The 19,411-nt window shown below is 64.3% G+C and carries 15 protein-coding genes and 1 pseudogene; 11 read left to right on the plus strand and 5 right to left on the minus strand.

Annotated features, from left to right (window positions below; all coding sequences use genetic code 11):
• Window positions 1-20: 20 nt before the first annotated feature.
• Window positions 21-911, minus strand: a pseudogene (locus tag J7E83_RS11450) (2-hydroxy-3-oxopropionate reductase); the annotation flags it as partial.
• Between the two features lie 39 nt (window positions 912-950).
• Window positions 951-1,751: a hydroxypyruvate isomerase family protein gene (locus J7E83_RS11455; protein WP_214962131.1), complete on the minus strand. Its 801-nt coding sequence runs from the start codon at window positions 1,749-1,751 to the stop codon at window positions 951-953.
• A gap of 91 nt (window positions 1,752-1,842) precedes the next feature.
• On the opposite strand from J7E83_RS11455, the gene J7E83_RS11460 reads away from it, so the two are divergent.
• From J7E83_RS11460 to J7E83_RS11475, 4 genes are all read left to right on the plus strand, one after another.
• On the plus strand, window positions 1,843-2,283 hold the full coding sequence (locus tag J7E83_RS11460; RefSeq protein WP_214962275.1) for a hypothetical protein: 441 nt from the start codon (window positions 1,843-1,845) through the stop codon (window positions 2,281-2,283).
• A gap of 454 nt (window positions 2,284-2,737) precedes the next feature.
• Complete coding sequence (locus J7E83_RS11465) at window positions 2,738-3,136, plus strand: cupin domain-containing protein (RefSeq protein WP_214962133.1); 399 nt, start codon at window positions 2,738-2,740, stop codon at window positions 3,134-3,136.
• Window positions 3,137-3,173: 37 nt separating this feature from the next.
• The gene (locus J7E83_RS11470) at window positions 3,174-3,530 is read left to right on the plus strand and encodes a hypothetical protein (RefSeq protein WP_214962135.1); all 357 of its coding nucleotides are present in this window, start codon (window positions 3,174-3,176) and stop codon (window positions 3,528-3,530) included.
• A 176-nt stretch (window positions 3,531-3,706) separates the two neighbouring features.
• Window positions 3,707-5,152 carry a cation:dicarboxylate symporter family transporter gene (locus tag J7E83_RS11475; RefSeq protein ID WP_251043756.1) on the plus strand — a complete coding sequence of 482 codons (1,446 nt, stop codon included), beginning with the start codon at window positions 3,707-3,709 and terminating at the stop codon, window positions 5,150-5,152.
• On the opposite strand, the gene J7E83_RS11480 is transcribed toward J7E83_RS11475, so the two are convergent.
• Window positions 5,111-5,752 carry an AAA family ATPase gene (locus J7E83_RS11480; RefSeq protein WP_214962136.1) on the minus strand — a complete coding sequence of 214 codons (642 nt, stop codon included), beginning with the start codon at window positions 5,750-5,752 and terminating at the stop codon, window positions 5,111-5,113. The two genes, J7E83_RS11475 and J7E83_RS11480, sit on opposite strands and share 42 nt — an antisense overlap.
• A 142-nt stretch (window positions 5,753-5,894) precedes the next feature.
• On the opposite strand from J7E83_RS11480, the gene J7E83_RS11485 reads away from it, so the two are divergent.
• Both J7E83_RS11485 and J7E83_RS11490 read left to right on the plus strand, forming a co-directional pair.
• Window positions 5,895-6,080, plus strand: coding sequence for a hypothetical protein (locus tag J7E83_RS11485; RefSeq protein WP_214962138.1), 186 nt, complete (start codon window positions 5,895-5,897; stop codon window positions 6,078-6,080).
• A gap of 66 nt (window positions 6,081-6,146) precedes the next feature.
• Window positions 6,147-7,079 (plus strand): threonine/serine dehydratase, encoded by a 933-nt coding sequence (locus J7E83_RS11490; protein ID WP_214962141.1) that lies wholly within the window; start codon window positions 6,147-6,149, stop codon window positions 7,077-7,079.
• A 31-nt stretch (window positions 7,080-7,110) separates the two neighbouring features.
• Here the strand turns inward: J7E83_RS11490 and J7E83_RS11495 are convergent, their stop codons facing one another.
• A complete protein-coding gene (locus J7E83_RS11495; RefSeq protein ID WP_214962142.1) occupies window positions 7,111-9,903 on the minus strand; it encodes a glycoside hydrolase family 3 C-terminal domain-containing protein in 2,793 nt (930 codons plus the stop codon).
• A gap of 283 nt (window positions 9,904-10,186) precedes the next feature.
• On the opposite strand from J7E83_RS11495, the gene J7E83_RS11500 reads away from it, so the two are divergent.
• Genes J7E83_RS11500 through J7E83_RS11510 form a run of 3 tightly spaced genes read left to right on the plus strand, consistent with a single transcriptional unit; the run spans window position 10,187 to window position 13,831 of the window.
• Window positions 10,187-11,863, plus strand: a complete 1,677-nt coding sequence (locus J7E83_RS11500; RefSeq protein ID WP_214962144.1) for an extracellular solute-binding protein — start codon at window positions 10,187-10,189, stop codon at window positions 11,861-11,863.
• A 10-nt stretch (window positions 11,864-11,873) separates the two neighbouring features.
• Complete coding sequence (locus tag J7E83_RS11505) at window positions 11,874-12,896, plus strand: sugar ABC transporter permease (protein WP_214962146.1); 1,023 nt, start codon at window positions 11,874-11,876, stop codon at window positions 12,894-12,896.
• A complete protein-coding gene (locus tag J7E83_RS11510; RefSeq protein ID WP_214962148.1) occupies window positions 12,893-13,831 on the plus strand; it encodes a carbohydrate ABC transporter permease in 939 nt (312 codons plus the stop codon). Before J7E83_RS11505 ends, J7E83_RS11510 begins: the two co-directional genes overlap by 4 nt.
• Before the next feature lie 26 nt (window positions 13,832-13,857).
• Here J7E83_RS11510 and J7E83_RS11515 read toward each other — a convergent pair whose 3' ends face one another.
• The gene (locus J7E83_RS11515) at window positions 13,858-14,859 is read right to left on the minus strand and encodes a LacI family DNA-binding transcriptional regulator (RefSeq protein WP_214962150.1); all 1,002 of its coding nucleotides are present in this window, start codon (window positions 14,857-14,859) and stop codon (window positions 13,858-13,860) included.
• Window positions 14,860-15,013: 154 nt separating this feature from the next.
• Here J7E83_RS11515 and J7E83_RS11520 point away from each other — a divergent pair, with 154 nt between their 5' ends.
• The gene (locus J7E83_RS11520) at window positions 15,014-17,092 is read left to right on the plus strand and encodes a beta-galactosidase (protein WP_214962151.1); all 2,079 of its coding nucleotides are present in this window, start codon (window positions 15,014-15,016) and stop codon (window positions 17,090-17,092) included.
• A gap of 53 nt (window positions 17,093-17,145) precedes the next feature.
• Window positions 17,146-19,374 carry an alpha-xylosidase gene (gene yicI, locus J7E83_RS11525; protein WP_214962153.1) on the plus strand — a complete coding sequence of 743 codons (2,229 nt, stop codon included), beginning with the start codon at window positions 17,146-17,148 and terminating at the stop codon, window positions 19,372-19,374.
• The last annotated feature ends 37 nt before the right edge of the window (window positions 19,375-19,411 follow it).

Genomic DNA, 19,411 nt, shown 5'->3' on the forward strand with positions numbered 1-19,411 from the left:
CGCCTGAGGGGACGGTTGGCTTAGCTCCGGCCGGAGAGCTGGAGGACCTGCTTGAAGAGGCCGGAGTGGTCAAGGCCGCCGTCGCCCTGGTTGACGGTGGCGGCGACGAGCTGGGCGACGACGGCGCCGAGGGGGATGGCGACGTTGGCTTCGCGGGCGGCTGAGGTGACGATGCCCAGGTCCTTGTGGTGGAGGGCGAGGCGGAAGCCGGGCTCGAAGTTGCGGTCCAGCATCTTCTGGCCCTTCTGGTCCAGGACCTTGGAGCCGGCAAGCCCACCGCCGAGGACCTTGAGGGCGGCGTCGGTGTCCACGCCGTAGGCCTCCAGGAAGGCGATGGCCTCACCGAGGACCTCGATGTTGACGGCCACGATCAGCTGGTTGGCTGCCTTGACGGTCTGCCCGGAGCCGGACGGTCCGACGTGGACGATGGTCTTGCCCACCGCGTTGAGGACGTCCTGGGCTGCGTCGAAGTCTTCCTTGGCGCCGCCGACCATGATGGAGAGGGCTGCGTCGATGGCACCCTGTTCCCCGCCGGAGACTGGGGCGTCCAAGGGGCGGAGGCCGGCGTCGCGGGCTTCGTCGGAGAGTCGCTTGGCAACGTCCGGGCGGATGCTGGAGGCGTCGATCCAGAGGGTGCCCTTCCTCGCGTTGGCGAAGACACCGTCCTTGCCGCCGACTACGCCCTCAACATCGGGGGAGTCCGGCACCATGGTGATGACGACGTCGGCCTCCTTGACGACGCCGGCGATGCTGGTGGCACCGCGGCCGCCTTCGGAGACGAGCTTGTCGATCTTGTCCTGGCTGCGGTTGAAACCGGTGACAGTGTGGCCGGCCTTGACCAAGTTGATGGCCATGGGCAGGCCCATGATTCCGAGTCCGATGACTGCAACGTTGCTCATGATGTTCTCTTTCTGAAGTCTTTGGCTGCGTTTTAGCGCGGGCGTGCTGTTTTAGCGAGTGGCGCGCTGGCGGATAGCCCAGTTGAAGGCGGTTTCCTGCGGTTCCTTGTATTCGAGGCCGACGTAGCCCTCGTAGCCGAGTTCACGGCTGCGGGTGATCCATTCCCCGAGGGGAAGTTCACCGGTTCCCGGAGCCCCGCGGCCGGGGTTGTCGGCGATCTGGATGTGGCCGAAGTCCTTGGCCTGGTTCTCAATGACAGCGGAAACGTCGTCCCCGTTGACTGCCAGGTGGTAGAAGTCGGCGAGGAGCTTGACGTTGGTGGCGCCGGATTCCGCTTTGATGCGGGCGATGACCTTGAGTGCGTCCTGGGCCGTGAGGAGCGGGTATCTGGGTGCGCCGCTGACGGGTTCGAGGAGGACGGTGCCGCCGATGCTGGCGATGCTGGCAGCCGCCGTCGCGAGGTTTTCCGCGCCGATGGCGTCCTGCTCCTCGGCCGATTCGCCGTCGATGCGGTTGCCGTAGAGGGCGTTGAAGGCCTTGCAGCCGAGGCGTTCGCCGATGCCGGCCACGACGTCGATGTTGTCCTTGAACTCGGCAGATCGTGCCGGCCACGAGACCAGGCCGCGGTCGCCGCCGGGCATGTTGCCCGCGTTGAAGTTCAGGCCCGTGAGCTGGACGCCGGCGTCGGTGATGGCGTTCTCGAACCTGGTGATCTCGGCTTCAGTGGGGACGGAGGTGTCGAATGGCCACCAGAACTCGACGGCGTCGAAGCCGGCTGCCTTCGCCGCTGCAGGGCGCTCGAGCAGGGAAAGCTCCGTCAGGAGGATGGAGCAGTTCACTGTGTACGTCATCGTAGGTCCTTCCGAGGAGGGCTTTGATCTATCTTCCCGCGCTTCCCGGCTTGATCACCGTTTCCGCTTTGTGGAATTTAGATTCTGCTTTATGAAAAGTGTAAAGACTGGTCAGGGCGAGAGTCAAGGGGGTTGCTCGAACCACACCGTTGAGCACATCGACTTCTGGTGGGACGATGCCAAGATGAGCGAGAACAGCGAAAACAAGGACCAGAGTCCGCAGGAACAAAGCCAGCGTCAGGAGGGATACGCCGTCTCACCCACAACCCAGCAATTGCGCACCGTTGGTCAACGCCGTAGGGACGCAGAAGAAAAGCTGGAGCATCATCTGGAGGAAGCCCGCCACAAGGAACACCTGCACGACGAGGATGCGAGCAACGAGGATGCCGGGGCCGTTGACAGCGGGGACGTTGCGGCCATTCAAAACGATGACAGCCTTACCGCGGCCGACCGGGTGGATATGATTGCCAACCAGGTGGTTCCCGAAGCCGAGGCCGGCGAGGGTAAGCACGAATCCGACGACAACCCTTAAGCTTGAATCAACCGGGAGGGGCGGGTATGGAGTTGCTGGTTGCGGGAATTGGTGCAGGGCTTTTAATCACCGGGTCGATCGTGCGTCATCTGTTGACGAGGGCGAAGCGCCCTCCGCTCGGCTCAGACCCGGAATCCGAACGCGCCCGCCGGGACTTCGAGCGTGCCAAGACACTTGGCCAATCGCATTTCTTGGGTCTGGACAACACCGGCCACTGGCGGTAGCTGGGCGGATATCCGCCGGATGGGCCCCCACAGCGGTGGCCCATTGACTTCGGCAACCGTAGGGATACGGTTATAGATACACCATCTTCCGGATGCGTTCGCGCCGGGCTTTCAAAGGCGCCATAACTTCATGGTCTCCCCCTTTACCAAGCCGCACATCGGTAACCTGCACTCCATTGCTTGGCCTCACCGCCAGGCGCCCCGCTCCGTGATTCCTAGGCAGTGTCCTCATGACCGCAAATTTCATCAGAGCTTTGGCAGTTAAGTCCTTTGATATTCCCGACAAGAAGCGGCGTCCAGACAAGGCGGAGTTCGATCTGGTCACCGTGGACGACTATTCAGTGGCGCGGCTGATCCTCGAACCGGGCTGGCACTGGTCCGAGTCCGCCAAGCCCACCGAGATGACCGAGTACTGCGAGCATAACCACATCGGATTCTGTGTCTCCGGCTCACTGGAGATTGAAACGTCCGACGGCGTGCGCTCCATTATTCATGCCAACGACACTTACGCCCTTCCTCCCGGCCACGATGAGTGGGTAGTCGGGACCGAACCTTTTGTTGCCGTCGAATTCCTGGGCACGGCGTCATTAGGCCGGCCCAGGAGCCGGGGGATGCACGCGCTGATCTGACAAGGATTCAGCGTGCCTCACAACGTAAGGAGCTTTCATGGGTGAGGTATGGATACGCACTATCAACCAAGGACTGGTTCGTGCCGACAAAGTCACGGAGATTGCTTCCACGCGCGGTTCCGTCCATGAGGACCAGGGATATCTGCTGAAGGTCATCGTGGAGGGTAAGTCCCACGTGCTGATCGATGACAGCTACCTTCCGGGCGCCCTCGTGGACCGGCTCGAGCACGCCCGGCACATGGAGGATGCGCTGTTGCTTGCCTTGGATGCGGCAAGGGTAATGGATCAGTCTGTGGTGGTCTGCTACGAGCAGGATGGCGAACGATGGGAGCTCGCCACGGCATCCGAGTTGGCCGGCGCTTTGACTGCGGAAGTGCATAGCCTGGGTAGATGACGGGTTCTGAGGTGAGGCTGCCGCGAGCCGCCCCGAGCAGCGTTGAGAAGCCCTCTTTTCCATTTTGCGGTTAAACCTTTCCGCATTACGGATTTATCCTGCCCGAAACACTGGAACTCTACCGTTGCCATTGACCCTAACGGCCTGATGCCGTTCCGACGTTGATAGGCAGCCCCATGATCCTCCCCTCCGCCTCGGCTTCCGCGGCAAACTCCGCATTCCGTCCGCCGGCCCGGACGAAGAAGCCGATCTACACGTCCCTGTTTTTTCAGATCCTTATCGCCGTTCTCCTTGGAATCGGGATCGGCCACTTCTGGCCGGACATCGGCACGGGACTCAAGCCGCTGGGGGACGGCTTTATCGCGCTCATCAAGATGATCATTGCGCCGCTGATCTTCCTGGTCATTGTCACCGGCATCGCCGCGGTCAGCGACGTCAGGGCCGTGGGCCGGGTCGGCGTCAAGGCGCTGGTGTACTTCACCGGAGCAACGCTCTTCGCGCTGGTGTTCGGCCTCATCGTGGGCAACATCGTCCAGCCCGGGGCCGGGCTGAATATCGACCCGTCTACCCTGTCCCAGGACGCCCTGAAGGCCACGACGGGCACAGCACCGCCCAAGGACGCCGGAGCCTTCCTGCTGGGCATTATCCCCACCAGCGTTGTGGGTGCCTTCGCCAATAACAGCCTGCTCCAGGTGCTGTGCTTCGCGGTATTCTTCGGCGCGGCGATCGTCGTCGTCGGACGTGAGCGTTGCCTTCCGGTGATCACGCTGATGGAGACGGTCCTGGAACTGTTCTTCAAGATCATGGCCTGGGTCATGCGGGTGGCGCCCATCGGCGCGTTCGGCGCCATGGCGTTCATCATCGGCCAGTACGGCCTGGGCTCCCTCAGCACCTACGCACTGCTGATCGCCGCCTGCTACGGCGCCGCGATCATCTTCATCGGCCTGCTGTTCGTGGTGGCCTGGGTCTATCCGCGGGTGCCGCTCTGGCAGTTCATCAAATACTCCAGGGAGGAATTCCTCCTGGCGCTGGGTACTGCCTCCACCGAATCGGTGCTGCCGCGCATCATGACCAAACTGACCAACGCCGGCTGCTCCCGGGCCACCACAGGACTGGTGGTCCCTACGGGCTACTCCTTCAACCTCGACGGCGCGGCCCTGTACCTCTCGATCTCGCTGCTGTTCCTGGCCCAGGCGTTCGGTCATCACCTGGACCTGGGCCAGCAGCTCGCGGCCCTTGGCGTCCTGATGCTCACCTCCAAGGGAATGGCCGGCGTTCCGGGCTCCGCGTTCCTGGCCCTCTCCGCCACCGCGGGAGCCCTCGGCATCTTCCCCGTCGCCGGCGTTGCGCTGCTGCTCGGTGCTGACCGTCTCATGGACTCCATGCGTGTGTCCGTGAACCTGCTGGGTAACTGCGTGGCCACCTTCGTGGTGGCAAAATGGGAGGGCCAGTTCGACCGCGAAGCCATGCTCCGCGCATTCCGGGGAGACCTCCCGCAGGCAGAGGCGGCGGTGGAAGCCGTGCCGGCGAAAGCACCGGCGTCGGACATCACGACGGCAGGAGTCCCGACGGCGGGCAGCTCACCGGAGGTCCCCGCAGCTGCAGCCGCGGTCAGCAGTTAGGCCGGGCCTGCTGCCCTGCTGCCCTGCTGCCCTGCTGCCCTGGCTGACAAGCTGCGCGAGCCGGGACGCCACCTCCGCAGGTGGAGCGGCTGCATCAAGCTCCACGAAGTCCGGGTATTCGGGCAAGGAGCGGTAGGCGTCCCGCAGGGAAACCAGGTCAGATAATGTTTCCGCATCGGTGCCGCGGGCCACAATCCGCTGGTGTGCCAGCTCGGGCGCGATGTCCAGATGGACAATTGCGTCCGGTGCCGGGAGGGCGCCGATGAGCCAGGGGAGCAGGCGGCCGCGCGGCAGGTCTTTGGTCTTGCGCAGAGCCAGCTGGCAGAAGAGGTGGCGGTCCATGACCACCATGCCCTGGAACCGTCTGGCCCGGGCGTGGGATACCAGGACATTGACAACGCGGAACGATGTTTCGATCGCATCGGCAAGTCGGGGCGGCCACCGGACCACCAGTTTTGCAGCCAGCACGGACATGCTCCGCCGGCCCGCGTGATTGCTGAGCAGCAGGGCGTCCCGGCCGTCGGTTTGGGCTGCCGACACCAGGGCGCGGGCGGCCGTTGATTTTCCTGCGCCGTCTATTCCAGTCAGAACAATGAGCAAATGGTCTCCTTCCGCCATTTGTTCAACGGAATTCAGGGCCGGATTGTCCCGCCTTGAGGCGTAGTTCACACGTAGGCTGGAATTCTGGCCGGGGATACCTCCGGCGGGAACCATGCAGCGTCCCCAGTTGAAAGGAAGTTCCATGACCGCCCAAGAAAACGAGCAAACGAAACCGGAAGCCGGGACGGCAAGCAACATCCGTGAGGAACAGCAGACGCAGGCGCCAGGAACGGTGCCGGCGTCGTATGTGGGAAGTGGTGATCCGGACGCTGAACACAAGCCTGAGGAGGCAGTGGACGAGTCCGGTATGTGGGACGATCAGGCCTAGCGGGACAGGGCCACACGTGGCACCAGGCTGAAGTCCTGCCCTTCCGCATCCACCAGGAGCATCCTCATGATCACCCGCGCTGACGTGGACCAAGCCGCTGCCCGGATCGCAGGCCTCAGCCGGCGCACGCCCATACTGGAAACGGATCAGGGCACCTTCCCGGGTCCCGTGTGGTTCAAGTGCGAGTTCATGCAGCACACCGGAACGTTCAAGGCCCGCGGCGCCCTCAACCGCCTCCTCGCGAGCCAGGAGCGCGGCGAGCTAAGGCCCGAGGTCGGCGTCGTGGTGGCCTCCGGCGGGAACGCCGGACTGGCCAACGCGTACGCGGCAGCACAGCTGGGTGTCCCCGCGACCGTGTTCGTGCCGGACTCCGCTCCCGCCGTCAAGGTCACGAAGCTGGAAGTCATGGGCGCCAACGTGGTTCAAGGCGGCTCCGAGTATGCCGTGGCCTACGACGCCGCCATCGCCTACGCCGCGACAACGGGAGCCGTCTACTGCCACGCCTATGATCAGCCCGAGATCGCAGCCGGCGCCGGCACGGTCGGGTCCGAACTGCTGGACCAGCTCGAGGGCGTGGATACGGTGTTAGTGGCGGTTGGCGGCGGAGGGCTCATGGCCGGAATCGCCGCCGCCGTTGAGGGCCACGCCAAGGTGGTGGCCGTCGAGCCCGACAACGCGCCCACGCTGCACGCCGCGCTGGCCGCCGGCCGGCCCTTCGATGTGGCGGTATCCGGCATCGCCGCAGACTCCCTGGGGGCCCGACGCATTGGTGAAATTGGTTTCGCGGTGGCAGTCAGGACCGGCGTCGAAAGCGTCCTGGTGTCTGACGACGAAATCGTCGCTGCGCGCTCGCAGCTCTGGGATGAGTACCGTCTGGTGGTCGAACACGGTGCCGCAGCGGCCTTCGCCGCCCTGCACGCTGGCGCCTACGTGCCGGAGGAAAGCGAGCGCGTGGCCGTCATCCTGTGTGGTGCCAACACGGATCCGGCAACGCTCTAGCTGCTCGGCCGTCCGGCCGCGGCCCGGGCACCTAGCCCAGTTGTAGCTCCGTCATGGTCACGGGCCCGGCAAGGATCACCCGGACGGCGTCAGTATCCACCCTGTTCCCGGGCGGGAGCTCCAGCAGCAGTTCACCGGAGAATTCCGCCTCAACCGCGGCCTCTCCGCAGGTTGTCCAGGTGCCGCCGCGGCCCGGCAGCTGAACTGTAATCCGGGCGGCGCCGGACGAAGTGCAGCGGAACGCCACCGATCCCGGTGAGGCGCCCGCCCAGCCGCGGTAGACCGCCCTCGCGCTTTCCTGCGGCGACAAGGGGGCGACGGCGGTACCGGCCAGCGGCGTCTCCGGCACCAGCGCGAGGTTGGAGCACTCGTCGAACAGTTCAGCGCGGATCCAGGCCCCGCGGCTTCGGTGCCCGCTGCCCTCACCGGCCACCGTCAGCTCAACGCCCAGCGGCAGGTCGCCGGCAGACGGGCCAACCATGAGCTCGTAGATCCCCGGCTCCACGTGCATCCGTCCGGCCGTCACACTGAAGGTGGCCAGCCGGTGCAGGGGCACCGTCAGCCGGACGGTGCGGCGCTCGCCAGGTGCGAGTTCCACGCGCCGGTGAGCCACCAGCAGCCGCCGCGGGAAGTCGAAGCGGTGCCCGGGGCTGGCGGCGTAGACCTGCACCAGCTCATGCACGGTCCGGCTGCCGGTGTTGCGGACTACGACGTCAATCCCGCCGCCGTCGGGTTCATCCACCAGCTCCGCGGACTCGTAGCTGGCCGTGCTGTAGCCCAGACCGTGTCCCAGCGGGAAAAGCGGCTCGGCCTCGCTGTAGAGGTAGGTGCTGCGCGAGGTGATGAGGTCATAGTCCAGGATGTCCGCGAGGTCCTCGTCGCGCCGCCACCAGGTTTGCGCCAGCCGCCCGCTGGGTTCAAAGTCGCCGCTGAGCACGTCCGCCAGCGCGTTGCCCAGTTCCTGCCCGGCGTGCGAAGTCCACACGATGGCGGGAGTGTCCGCCAGGGCGCCCAGCGAGTAGGGGTAGGACGAGACGATTACCAGGACCGTGCGCGGGTTCGCTTCCCGGACCAGCCGGATCAGCTCCTGCTCGGGTTCGGGAAGTGCCAAGGTGGACCGGTCCAGGGTTTCCCGGCCGCCCAGGTGTGGGTCGTTTCCCACCACAACGACGGCGACATCGGCTGCGGCGGACGCCTCCCGGGCGGACTGCTGCCCGGAGCGGACGGTCCGAAGCGCGAAGCGGTCCGCTGTGTCTGCCGTCGCGGCCGACAGGGCCGCGCTTCCGGTGTGCGCTTCGATCCGCACCCACTTCCCGCTGCCGATGTGCTGGATGGCCGCTGTCCCGTCCGTGCCGTAATGCAGTCGGAAGGTTTCCTGAACCACCCAGCCGCCCACCCGGTCGGTGGAGGCGGCCAGGTAGTAGCCATCGGCAGCCACGAACTTGCCTGTAGCGGGGGACTGCAGGGTGCATTCGCCGCCGCCCCAGTCCTTGAGCAGGAAGGTGTGCTCGGGCCCGGGGGCTGCGGCGCCGGCCGTGAGGCCGGCGTCCGGCTCCCCCGCGCCGAGGTAGGTGCCGGTTCGGACGCAGCGGAGCGAGACCAGGTCAAGGCCTGCCTCGGCCACCACCTCTCCATACCGTCCGGACAACCCCGCCGCGATGTTGACCTCGTTCTGGAGGGTGCCGCTGTACCAGTCGCTGAGGACCGTGGATCCCAAAGCACCGATGACCGCGATCTTGCCCGGTGCCGAACCCAACGGGAGGAGCGGAGCTTCTCCGCCGACCGCCGCCTCGTTCCGGAGCAGTACCACGGCCTTCCGGGCAGATTCCCGGGCCAGTTCCACGTGTGCTGGAGCGCCCACCAGTTCCGCACCGAGGTCAGCGTAGGGGCCGCCGTCGGGCTCGAACTCCCCGGTGCGCTCACGCAGCGTGAGCAGGCGAAGAACCGCGCGGTCGACGTCCGCCTCATTGATCAGCCCGCGGTCAACGGCCGCATGCAGATGCCTGAGTGACGGCTCCGGGTTGTCACCGTCCTCGGTAAAGTTGTCCACCCCTGCGCGGAGGGCAGCGGCGTAGGCGGACGGGCCGTCGTCGAAATACTTCTCCGCGGTGTAGAGCGAGGACGGTGCACTGGCGTCGGTGACGATGAAGATGTCCTCCCCGTTCCGCCACTGCCGCAGCTCTCCGGCGACCAGGTCCGAGACGTGGGCGGGCCGGCCGTTGACCAGATTGTAGGAGAGCATCACAGCGCCCGCCACACCGTCATCGATGGGGCCGCGGTAGGCCGGAAGCTCATATTCATGAAGCACGCGCAAGCGCAGCTGGCTGCTGGAAACGTTCCGGTCTTGTTCATTGTTGTAGGCCAGGAAGTGCTTCAGCGTGGGCACCGTCATCCAGAAGCGTTCATGGTCTCCCTTGAGGCCCGCGCAGTACGCCCCGGCCAAAGCTGCGGTGAGGTGCGGATCCTCGGAGAACCCTTCCTCGTTGCGTCCCCACAACGGATGCCGCAGCGGGTTCACCACCGGAGCCCAGACGTTGTTGCCGGCCTTCTTGCCACGGACTTCACGGCCGACGGCGGTCCCCACCCGCCGGATCAGTTCCTCGTCCCAGGTGGCGGCCATGCCCACAGGCTGGGGAAAGACAGTGGCCGGGCCCAGCCACGCCACACCGTGGGCGGCTTCGGCCCCGGTGTGGAACCGGGCCAGGCCTAGGGCTTCGATGGCGGGGGCGTGCTGGTGGAGCAAGGCGATCTTCTGGTCCAGGGCGAGGGACTCCAGCATGGCCTCGGGAGTGGCAGCGGTGGTGGCGGTAGCTGTAATTTGCATGAGTGGGTCCGTCCTTGGAGCCGAATTGTTTAAACGCTTGCGTGCCGGATGCTTGGCAAACATTGTGGCATTTCGTGGTGTGACCTGCAACATAAGAAACCCTTGCGGTCTGTTTTGCGATCATCTAGGCTTGGGCCAATCGAAACGCTTCGATAGTTTCACTGGTCAAACTTCGACGAATGCCCGGCTAGGTTGCCGGTCGCAGAGCTGCGCAAAGGGGCAGCCGGCCTGACAATTACGCCTTCGTCAGGCCAACAGAAGTCCACACAAAGGAGTGCAAATCATGCTTGGAAGCAACGCCTCATCGGAACGCGGCGCGTCCCTGAAGGAGCTCGGCCGCACAGGAGTAGGCCGCCGGTCGTTCCTGGGCCTCGTGGGGGGTGCCGTGGCCTTTGCCGCCCTTCCTGCGCTCACCTCATGTAGCAGCGGCGGCGGGGCCCCGCAGGCCACCAGTTCCGCGGGAATGGCCGACGCCACGTCCAAGCTCGTGCCCAGCTACATCCCGCTGGAAACCGTCAAGCCGGACATCCCGAGTGTTAACGGAACGGCGCCCGGCTTCACCAGCATGCCCTCGTCCTCGGTCAAGTCAGTGCAGGGTGTTCCGGGCAAAGGCGGAAGCTATACGGTCATGACCCCGGCCTGGTGGGCAATCCCGCCGGCGGATAACAGCTATCACCGGGCCGTGAACGAACGGTTGGGCGCAACCCTGAACTTCCAGGTCAGTGATGGCAACACCTATGGGGACAAGATCCAGACAGTCCTGGCCTCGCCCAAGGATGTGCCGGACTGGATTGTCATCCCCTCGTGGAACCTTCCGCCGCGGTTCGGCCAGGCAGTCAAGGGCCTCTTCACGGACCTTTCCGAGTACCTTGCCGGCGACAAGATCAAGAAGTACCCCAACCTCGCAAATATCCCCACCGCTGCGTGGAAGTACAGCTGTTTCGAAGGCGGGCTGTACGGGCTGCCGTACCCGTCCGGAGGGGTCGGGAACGCCTTCTTCTACCGTAAAGACCTGTTCGATGAAATGGGTCTGGAACAGCCAAAGTCCGCCGATGAATACATCGCACTGGCCAAGGAACTCACGGACCCGGCCAAGAACCGCTGGGGTTCTGAAGAAGTGTGGACCGGCGCGCAGCTCATGCACGGTGTGGACAACTGGAAGCTGGTGGACGGCAAGCTCCAGAGCAGGTTTGAGACAGACGAATACCGGGCTGCCTTGGAATGGGGTGCGAAACTCTTCGCCTCAGGCGCTGTCCACCCGGATGCCGTGGCCGGCAACATCCAGAAGTCGGGGCAGCGCTTTGAGTCCGGCGCGGTGCTGATGACCGCCGGCGGGGTGGGTGGCTGGCATGAAGCCCTGGGCCGGAACCTGCCCATCAACCCGAAGTTCCAGATGCAGCCCATGGACTTCTTTGCCCCTGACGGCGGCAAGCCCACGTTGTACCGCGGCTCACCCGCCGCCATATTCAGTTTCATCAAGAAGACCGATGATCCTTCGAAGGTGGAGGAAATGCTGGCCCTGGCCAACTTTGCGGCCGCTCCCTTCGGCACGGAGGAGAACATGCTGATCGTCAACGGCGTTGAAGGCATCCACTACACCCTCGACGCACAGAACGCTCCGCAGGCCACGGCCAAGGGCAAGGACGAAGTCACCAGCACATATGCGTTCCTGGTTAACTCCGCCCCTGTGAACAACGAGGTCCAGTACCCCGGCTACGTGAAGAACAAGACGGACTGGGAAATCCGCCAGGCCCCGTACGTGGTTGATCCCCTCTTCTACGGCCTGCAGATCCAGGAGCCCAGCAAGTTCGGCTCCTTGGGGAAACCGTTCGACGACCTTTCCAAGGATATTCTCCGCGGGCGCAAGAGCATGGCGGACCTTGATGCGGCCATCGCCACCTGGAAGAAGAACGGCGGAGACGAACTGCGTGAGTTCTACGCAGGATTCCTGAACGCCTAGGACGCCCGATATGACCACCTCCGAATCCACCCTGACCGACTCAGGGGTTCAAGCACAAGCCGGCCGGCGCCCGGGCCGCCCGGACGGCGCACACCAAGAGGACCTGTCCATCACCCGCAAGAGAGCAGGCCTGCGTACCAGGTTGCGGCGGGATAAATCCCTGGTGCTGATGACCTTGCCAGCCATCGCTCTGCTTCTCGTCTTCGCCTATATCCCGATGCTCGGCAACGTTGTGGCGTTCCAGGACTACTCGCCATTCATAGGTATTCCGGACAGCCCCTTCGTTGGGCTCGACAACTTTACCCGCGTCCTGGGGGACCAGGGCTTCTGGCTCGCCGTAACGAACACCTTGGTGATTACGGCCTTCCAGCTGGTCTTCTTCTTTCCCGTCCCCATTGTGCTGGCGCTGCTGCTCAACTCCTTGCTGTCCCCGGCACTGCGTTCCACCATCCAGGCCATCGTCTACCTGCCGCACTTCTTTTCCTGGGTGCTGGTGGTTTCGGTGTTCCAGCAGGTGCTCGGCGGGGCAGGCCTCCTGAGCCAGAGCCTGCGCGCCCATGGCTGGCAGGCCATGGATATTATGACCAACCCGGACACTTTCCTGTTCCTGATTACCTCACAGGCAATCTGGAAGGATGCAGGCTGGGGAATCATCGTGTTCCTCGCCGCGCTCAGCGCCGTCGACCAGGAGCAGTACGAGGCAGCGGCCGTCGACGGAGCGAACCGCTGGCGCCGGATGTGGCACGTGACGCTGCCGGCGCTGCGCAGCGTCGTCATCCTGCTGCTGATCCTTCGCCTGGGTGATGCCTTGTCCGTGGGCTTTGAACAGCTGATCCTGCAACGCGACGCCGTAGGGGCGCAAGCGTCAGAGGTCCTGGACACCTTTGTGTACTACACGGGCGTTCGTAACGGCGACTGGGGCTATGCCGCGGCGGCCGGCCTGATCAAGGGCCTGGTATCGCTGGCACTCATTCTGGGTGCCAACAAACTGGCCCACCTATTCGGAGAGAGCGGGGTGTACTCAAAGTCATGAGCACAATCACCAAACCGGCAGCAACAGTTTCTGCGGCGCTGCGCCGCAACAAGTCGTCCAGACCAGCGTGGGAGGAGGAACCGCATCCGGCGGCGAAGATCGGCAAGGCGGCCGTACTCATCATGGTGGTGGTCGCCGTGCTGGGGCCGTTGTACTCAATCGTCCTCACCAGCCTCTCCTCCCAGGCCACCATTACATCGGCCGGCGGAATGGTGATTGTGCCTGGGGAAATCAGTCTTGACGCCTACAGCCAGATCCTTAACGGCGGCGTGGTCACCAGGGCGGTGCTGGTGAGCGTGGGCGTAACCGTTGTGGGAACCCTGCTCAGCATGGTGGTCTCGGTGCTCTGCGCGTACGGCCTGTCACGGCCGGGCTCCTTTGCCCATACACCGCTCCTCTTCACGCTGCTGCTGACCATGTTTTTCAGCGCCGGTATGATTCCGGCCTTCCTCCTGGTCTCTGGCCTCGGCCTGATTAACACCTACTGGGCCTTGATCCTGCCGAGTGCCATATCGGTGTTCAACATCATCATCCTGCGCGGCTTTTTCATGGGGATAGACCGCGGGATCCTGGACAGCGCACGGATCGACGGGGCCAGCGAATGGCGGATCCTGAGCCAGATCGTGCTCCCAATGTCCAAGGCGGTGACAGCAGTTATTGCCCTCTTCTACGGTGTGGGCTACTGGAACGCGTTCTTCAATGCGGTGCTGTATATCAATGACAGCGCCATGAACCCGCTCCAGGTGGTGCTGCGCTCCTATGTCCTGCAGGGTGTGATGATCCCGGGCCAGATTGCCGTAGGACAGGGGGCTGCTCCGTCGCTGGCCCTGCAGATGGCGGTGCTCGTGGTGGCCGTGATGCCAATCCTCATGGTCTACCCACTGCTGCAAAAGCACTTCACCAAGGGAGTCATGATCGGTGCGGTGAAGGGGTGACCTTCACCAGCGCCGGACAGGCCCTCCTAGCTGCGGGCCGCAGAGGTTTCGCGTTGCACCAGGGACGGCACAATGAGCCGGATCTCCACGGGCTTGTCCGAGTTGAGCCGGTCCATGACCATCTCGACGGCGGCACGTCCAATGTCGTGGGCCGGTATGGAAACCGCCGTCCACGGTTGGGCGGCAGCCATGGCCGCGTCCTCGGGAGCGATGGCAACAACCGATACGTCCTTCGGGATCTGCAGCCCGCGCAGGGCGAGGGCCTCCCGCAGCAGGGGAAGCAGTCCTTCGTTGTGCACCACCAAGGCCGTAGGCGGCTCCTGACGAGAGAACATGGCGTCCAGAGCGTCGGCAAGGGCGGCGGACGTGGGCTCGCAAGCCCTGGGGTCAGCGGCGATGCCGGCAGCCTGGCAGGCATCCTCAAAGCCTTTGCGGGCACGGTCGGCATAAGTGGCATGACGCTCCAGGGAGGCCTGCGGGGAGCCGATGAAGCCAATGCTCCGGTGGCCGAGTTCCGACAGGTGCCGCACGGCAGTACGGGAGGCGGCTGCAAAATCGAGATCCACGCAGCTCAGGCCCTGCGGGTCGTCCGGGAAACCGATCAGGACAGCAGGCTTCCGGAGCTTCGCAAGCTGGGGGATCCGGGGATCACGGGCTTCGATATCCATCATGAGCAGCCCGTCCACGATGGACTGCGAAGTCACCCGGTGGATGCCGTCGGTGTCGTCCTGGGTCAGGAGCAGCACGTCCTGGTTGTAATCGCGGGCAGTGGTCACGACGCCCGCCACGAACTGCATGATCACGCTGACGTTCACGTCCGCCCGCAGGGGAACCATCAGGCCCAGAACGTTGGATCTGCTGGACGCAAGGGACCTGGCGCCGGAGTGGGGGCTGTAGTCCAGCTTCCTGATGGCCGCCAGGACCTGTTCCCGGGTCTCCTGGGAGATGGTGCGCTTGCCGCTCAGTACGTAGGACACGGTGCTGGTGGACACTCCTGCAGCCTTGGCGACGTCATTCATGGTGGCCATGGGCCACTCCCTTCCTCTGCGCGTGGAACACCATCATAGCCACAAAAATTGCTTGGGACGTCCCGCATTTCGATTGATTTCGACGGGTTGGCCCGAACCATCCCGGTGTAGAGCAACCATAACTGTCCAGCCCCGATTGAAGCGATTCGATACCATGATCAACTTTGACACTTCTCCCACCTCCACGCCCAGGCGCGGCTTGGACTCCCTGACGGAGACACTGGGACTCATCCACGGCGCCGACTACAACCCCGAGCAGTGGCCGGCGGAAAGCTGGCCGGAAGATATCCGGCTGATGCAGAAGGCCGGCATCAACCTTGCCACGGTCGGGGTGTTCAGCTGGGCAACGCTTGAACCCAGGGAAGGGGCCCGCGACTTCGGCTGGCTGGACCATATCCTGGACTTATTACACGACGGTGGCATCCGGGTCTGCCTGGCCACCCCCACGGCATCACCGCCGCCCTGGCTGGGCCACGATTACCCCGAGACGCTTCCGGTGGACGCGGACGGCCGCACCCTCTGGTACGGCTCCCGCAACCAGTTCAGCCCGTCATCCGCCAGATACCGCCGGGCCGCGGCAGCCATTACGGAATCGTTGGCTGAAAGGTATGCGAACCACCCGGCGGTTGCCATGTGGCATGTGGGCAACGAGTTGGGGCAGATCAGCTACGACGACGAAAGCGCGCTCGCGTTCCGTGTCTGGCTGATGCGGAGACACGGGTCGCTTGAAGAACTGAACCGCGCCTGGGGCACCACCTTCTGGGGCCAGCGGTATGGCAGCTGGGACGAGATCATACCGCCGCGACGGGCGCCTTACCTGGTCAACCCGAGTCAAACCCTGGACTTCCAGCGCTTCACTTCTGACCAGCTGCTGTCCCTTTACCGCGCGGAACGGGACATCATCCGCCGCTACGACCCCGCTAGCCCTATTACTACCAACCTGATGGGGTTCTTCCGCGGCGCGGATTACTTCTCCTTGGCCAAGGAAACGGATGTCGTGGCCAACGACTGGTACACCGATCCGGCCGATCCGAAGTCGCACCGGCTGGGCTCCCTGACCCACGACCTGTGCCGGGGGCTCTCCCGCGGCGAACCCTGGCTGCTCATCGAGTCCGCAACCTCGGCGGTGAACTGGCGCGAACACAACGTGGCCAAGGAACCGGGTGAACTGCGGGTAGATGCCCTGTCGGCCATAGCACGGGGAGCCGATGGCGTCTGCTACTTCCAGTTCCGCCAGTCCAGCTTCGGCTCCGAACGCTTCCACTCAGCCGTTGTCCCCCTGGCGGGAGAGCAGACACGCGTATTCCGCGAAGTGACGGAACTTGGCAATGACCTGCAGTCCCTGCGTCAGCTGGCAGGCACTCCGTGCGAAGCGAAGATCGCGGTCCTTTTTGACTGGGACAGCTGGTGGGCCGCCGAAGCACCGGACACGCCAACCAGCCGGCTGGAAGTCGTGAAGCAGATCCAGGCCTACTACGAGCCGCTCCTGCGGAGAGGGCTTGCCGTTGAAGTGGTCCATCCTTCTGCGGACTTGGGCAGGTATGAGCTGGTCCTGGCGCCGAGCCTTTTCATCCTTGGGCAGCGGAACGCGGAAGCCCTTGGCACGTTTGTGCAGCATGGCGGCCACCTGGTGGTGGGCCCGTTTAGTGGAGTGGCGGATGGAAACGGACATTTGGTTCCCGGGCGCTTCCCGGGGGTGCTGGCGGATCTTCTTGGTGTCGACGGCGAGGAGTGGTTGCCGCTGGCTTCACCGCTGAGAGTTAAGTTTGGCAGCCAGGATCCCGCGGAACAGACAGACCCATCGTGGCACGCCAGTATCTGGGCGGAGGACCTGGCGCTCCGGGAGGAAACCGCGGAAGCCGTGGCGCACTTTGCCGAGGGGCGCCTGGAAGGCAAGCCCGCCGTCGTACGGAACCGCAAAGGCGAGGGAAGCGCCTGGTACATCGCCGCCGACCTTCCTGCAGAGGCGTTGGACCGGGTCATGGTTGCAGTCCTGGACTCCACGGGCATCGCTTCCCCGTTGGATGTACCGCTGCCGGAACCGGTGGAAGCAGTCAGCCGAGGCGGCCACCTGTTCCTGCTCAACCATTCGAACCTGCCGCAAGCGGTTCATCTTGGCTGGGCGTCCGTGGACCTGCTCTCCGGAGCTGACCACGGCGAACAGCTGACCCTGCCGCCCTACGGGGCCCTGGTGCTCAAGGAACCGGACCTTGGAGAACCGGCCCACACATAACCGGCGCCCACACAACTTTCCAACTCTTAGAACGATCGAAACAGAGGAACAGCATGAAATTCACCGACGGCTACTGGCTTCACCGCAAGGGCCTCTCCGCACTGCACCCGCGGGACGTGTCAGATGTGGAATCCACCGGTGACACGCTGACCGTTTATGCACCCACCCAGAAGATCAGGTCCCGGGGGGACGCCCTGAACTGCCCGCAGCTGACTATCAGCTTTTCGTCGCCGCTGGCGGACGTGATCGGCGTGACCATCGAGCATTTCCAGGGCGGCGTGGATAAGGGCCCGCACTTCGGGCTGAAGGAAGGCAGTGCGGACGTCAGCATCACCACCGCCGGCGGGGCGGCCACCTTCACATCCGGAGGCCTCACGGCACAGATCAACACGTCAGGCGACTGGAATGTGGACTTCATCGGCGATGGCCGGCTGCTGACCAGTTCAGTGCCGCGCAGCATCGGCCTGATCACCGACCAGGACGGGCGGCATTTCATCCACGAACAGCTGACGCTGGGGGTGGGCACCAACATCTACGGGCTGGGGGAACGGTTCGGGCCGCTGGTGAAGAACGGTCAGTCCATCGACATCTGGAACGAGGACGGCGGCACCTCCAGCGACCTTGCCTATAAGAACGTGCCCTTCTTCATCACCAACGCGGGCTATGGCGTGTTCGTGAACCATCCGGAGCGGGTGTCCTACGAAATCGGCTCCGAGGTGGTCTCACGCACGCAGTTCAGCGTTGAGGGGCAGAAGCTTCAGTACTTTGTGATCCATGGGCCCACGCCCAAGGACATCCTGCGCCGCTACACGGAGCTCACCGGCAGGCCGGCCCGCGTCCCGTCGTGGTCCTACGGGCTGTGGCTGTCCACGTCCTTCACCACGGACTACGACGAGAAGACTGTGATGTCATTCATCGACGGCATGGCCGAGCGGAAACTTCCCCTGTCTGTGTTCCATTTCGACTGTCACTGGATGCGTGCCTTCCACTGGAGCGACTTCGTCTGGGACCCGTCCACCTTTCCGGACCCCGAAGGCATGCTGCGGCGCCTCCACGAAAGGGGCCTCAAGGTCTGCGTCTGGATCAACCCCTACATTGCCCAGCGCTCGCACCTGTTCCGTGAAGGCGCCGAGCTGGGTTACCTGGTGAAGCGCGCCGACGGCTCGGTGTGGCAATGGGACATGTGGCAGGCCGGCATGGGTCTGGTGGACTTCACAAACCCGGACGCCGTGACCTGGTACCAGGACAAGCTGAGGACCCTGCTGAACCAGGGCGTGGATTCCTTCAAGACGGACTTCGGCGAGCGGATCCCCACAGACGTTGCCTGGCACGACGGCTCCGATCCGCAGCGGATGCACAACTACTACGCGCAGCTCTACAACCGGACCGTGTTCGACCTGCTTGCCAAGGAACTGGGGGAGGGCCAGGCCGTGCTGTTCGCCCGCTCGGCCACCGCTGGCGGCCAGCAATTGCCCGTCCACTGGGGCGGCGACTGCGAATCGACGTTCGCGGCGATGTCAGAATCACTGCGCGGCGGCCTGTCATTGGCCTCGTCGGGCTTCGCGTTCTGGAGCCATGACATTGGCGGGTTCGAAGGGACGCCGGATCCGGAGCTTTTCAAGCGGTGGATCGCCTTCGGACTGCTGTCCTCGCATTCCCGTCTGCACGGCTCCAACTCCTACCGGGTTCCTTGGCTGGTGGACGACGAGTCCAGTGACGTGCTGAGGCACTTCACCGGGTTGAAAATGCGGCTCATGCCATACCTGCTGGCATCGGCCGAAGACGCCCACCAGACCGGTGCGCCGCTGATGCGGCCCATGTTCCTGGAGTTCCCGGATGACCCAGCCTGCGCCTACCTGGACCGGCAGTACATGCTCGGATCTGAGCTGCTCGTGGCACCGGTGATGGGTGTGGGCGGTTCGGTGGACTTCTACCTCCCCGCCGGAACGTGGACGCACCTTGAAACCGGTGAGCAGTTGGCCGGCCGTCAGTGGCACCGCAAGGAGTTTTCGGTCATGGAGGCCCCCGTGTACGTCCGCGAGGGCACAGTCCTGCCCTTGGGTACGGTGACTGACAGGCCTGAGTACGACTGGGCCAACGAGCTGGAATTCAAGGCCTTCGCCGCGGAAGAGGGCCACCGCAGGACCGTCACCGTTCCGAAGGCCGACGGCGGTTTTACCCGGTTTGAGGTGACGGTGGAAGGCGGCCGCGCGGTCGCCGTCGCGAAGGACACTGCTTCAGTCGCGACACCGTTCCTGACTGACACCGTCATCAAGCACTAGTAACGGTTGCGATGTTCACCCCCTCAACATCCGCAAT

Source organism: Arthrobacter sp. ISL-48, from assembly GCF_018613805.1.
Lineage (GTDB): Bacteria > Actinomycetota > Actinomycetes > Actinomycetales > Micrococcaceae > Arthrobacter.

Coding starts and splice junctions, on each gene's coding strand:
- J7E83_RS11455 (WP_214962131.1), bottom strand. CDS start 1,751: ATGACGTACACAGTGAACTGCTCCATCCTCCTGACGGAGCTTTCCCTG.
- J7E83_RS11460 (WP_214962275.1), top strand. CDS start 1,843: ATGAAAAGTGTAAAGACTGGTCAGGGCGAGAGTCAAGGGGGTTGCTCG.
- J7E83_RS11465 (WP_214962133.1), top strand. CDS start 2,738: ATGACCGCAAATTTCATCAGAGCTTTGGCAGTTAAGTCCTTTGATATT.
- J7E83_RS11470 (WP_214962135.1), top strand. CDS start 3,174: ATGGGTGAGGTATGGATACGCACTATCAACCAAGGACTGGTTCGTGCC.
- J7E83_RS11475 (WP_251043756.1), top strand. CDS start 3,707: ATGATCCTCCCCTCCGCCTCGGCTTCCGCGGCAAACTCCGCATTCCGT.
- J7E83_RS11485 (WP_214962138.1), top strand. CDS start 5,895: ATGACCGCCCAAGAAAACGAGCAAACGAAACCGGAAGCCGGGACGGCA.
- J7E83_RS11490 (WP_214962141.1), top strand. CDS start 6,147: ATGATCACCCGCGCTGACGTGGACCAAGCCGCTGCCCGGATCGCAGGC.
- J7E83_RS11495 (WP_214962142.1), bottom strand. CDS start 9,903: ATGCAAATTACAGCTACCGCCACCACCGCTGCCACTCCCGAGGCCATG.
- J7E83_RS11500 (WP_214962144.1), top strand. CDS start 10,187: ATGCTTGGAAGCAACGCCTCATCGGAACGCGGCGCGTCCCTGAAGGAG.
- J7E83_RS11505 (WP_214962146.1), top strand. CDS start 11,874: ATGACCACCTCCGAATCCACCCTGACCGACTCAGGGGTTCAAGCACAA.
- J7E83_RS11510 (WP_214962148.1), top strand. CDS start 12,893: ATGAGCACAATCACCAAACCGGCAGCAACAGTTTCTGCGGCGCTGCGC.
- J7E83_RS11515 (WP_214962150.1), bottom strand. CDS start 14,859: ATGGCCACCATGAATGACGTCGCCAAGGCTGCAGGAGTGTCCACCAGC.
- J7E83_RS11520 (WP_214962151.1), top strand. CDS start 15,014: ATGATCAACTTTGACACTTCTCCCACCTCCACGCCCAGGCGCGGCTTG.
- yicI (WP_214962153.1), top strand. CDS start 17,146: ATGAAATTCACCGACGGCTACTGGCTTCACCGCAAGGGCCTCTCCGCA.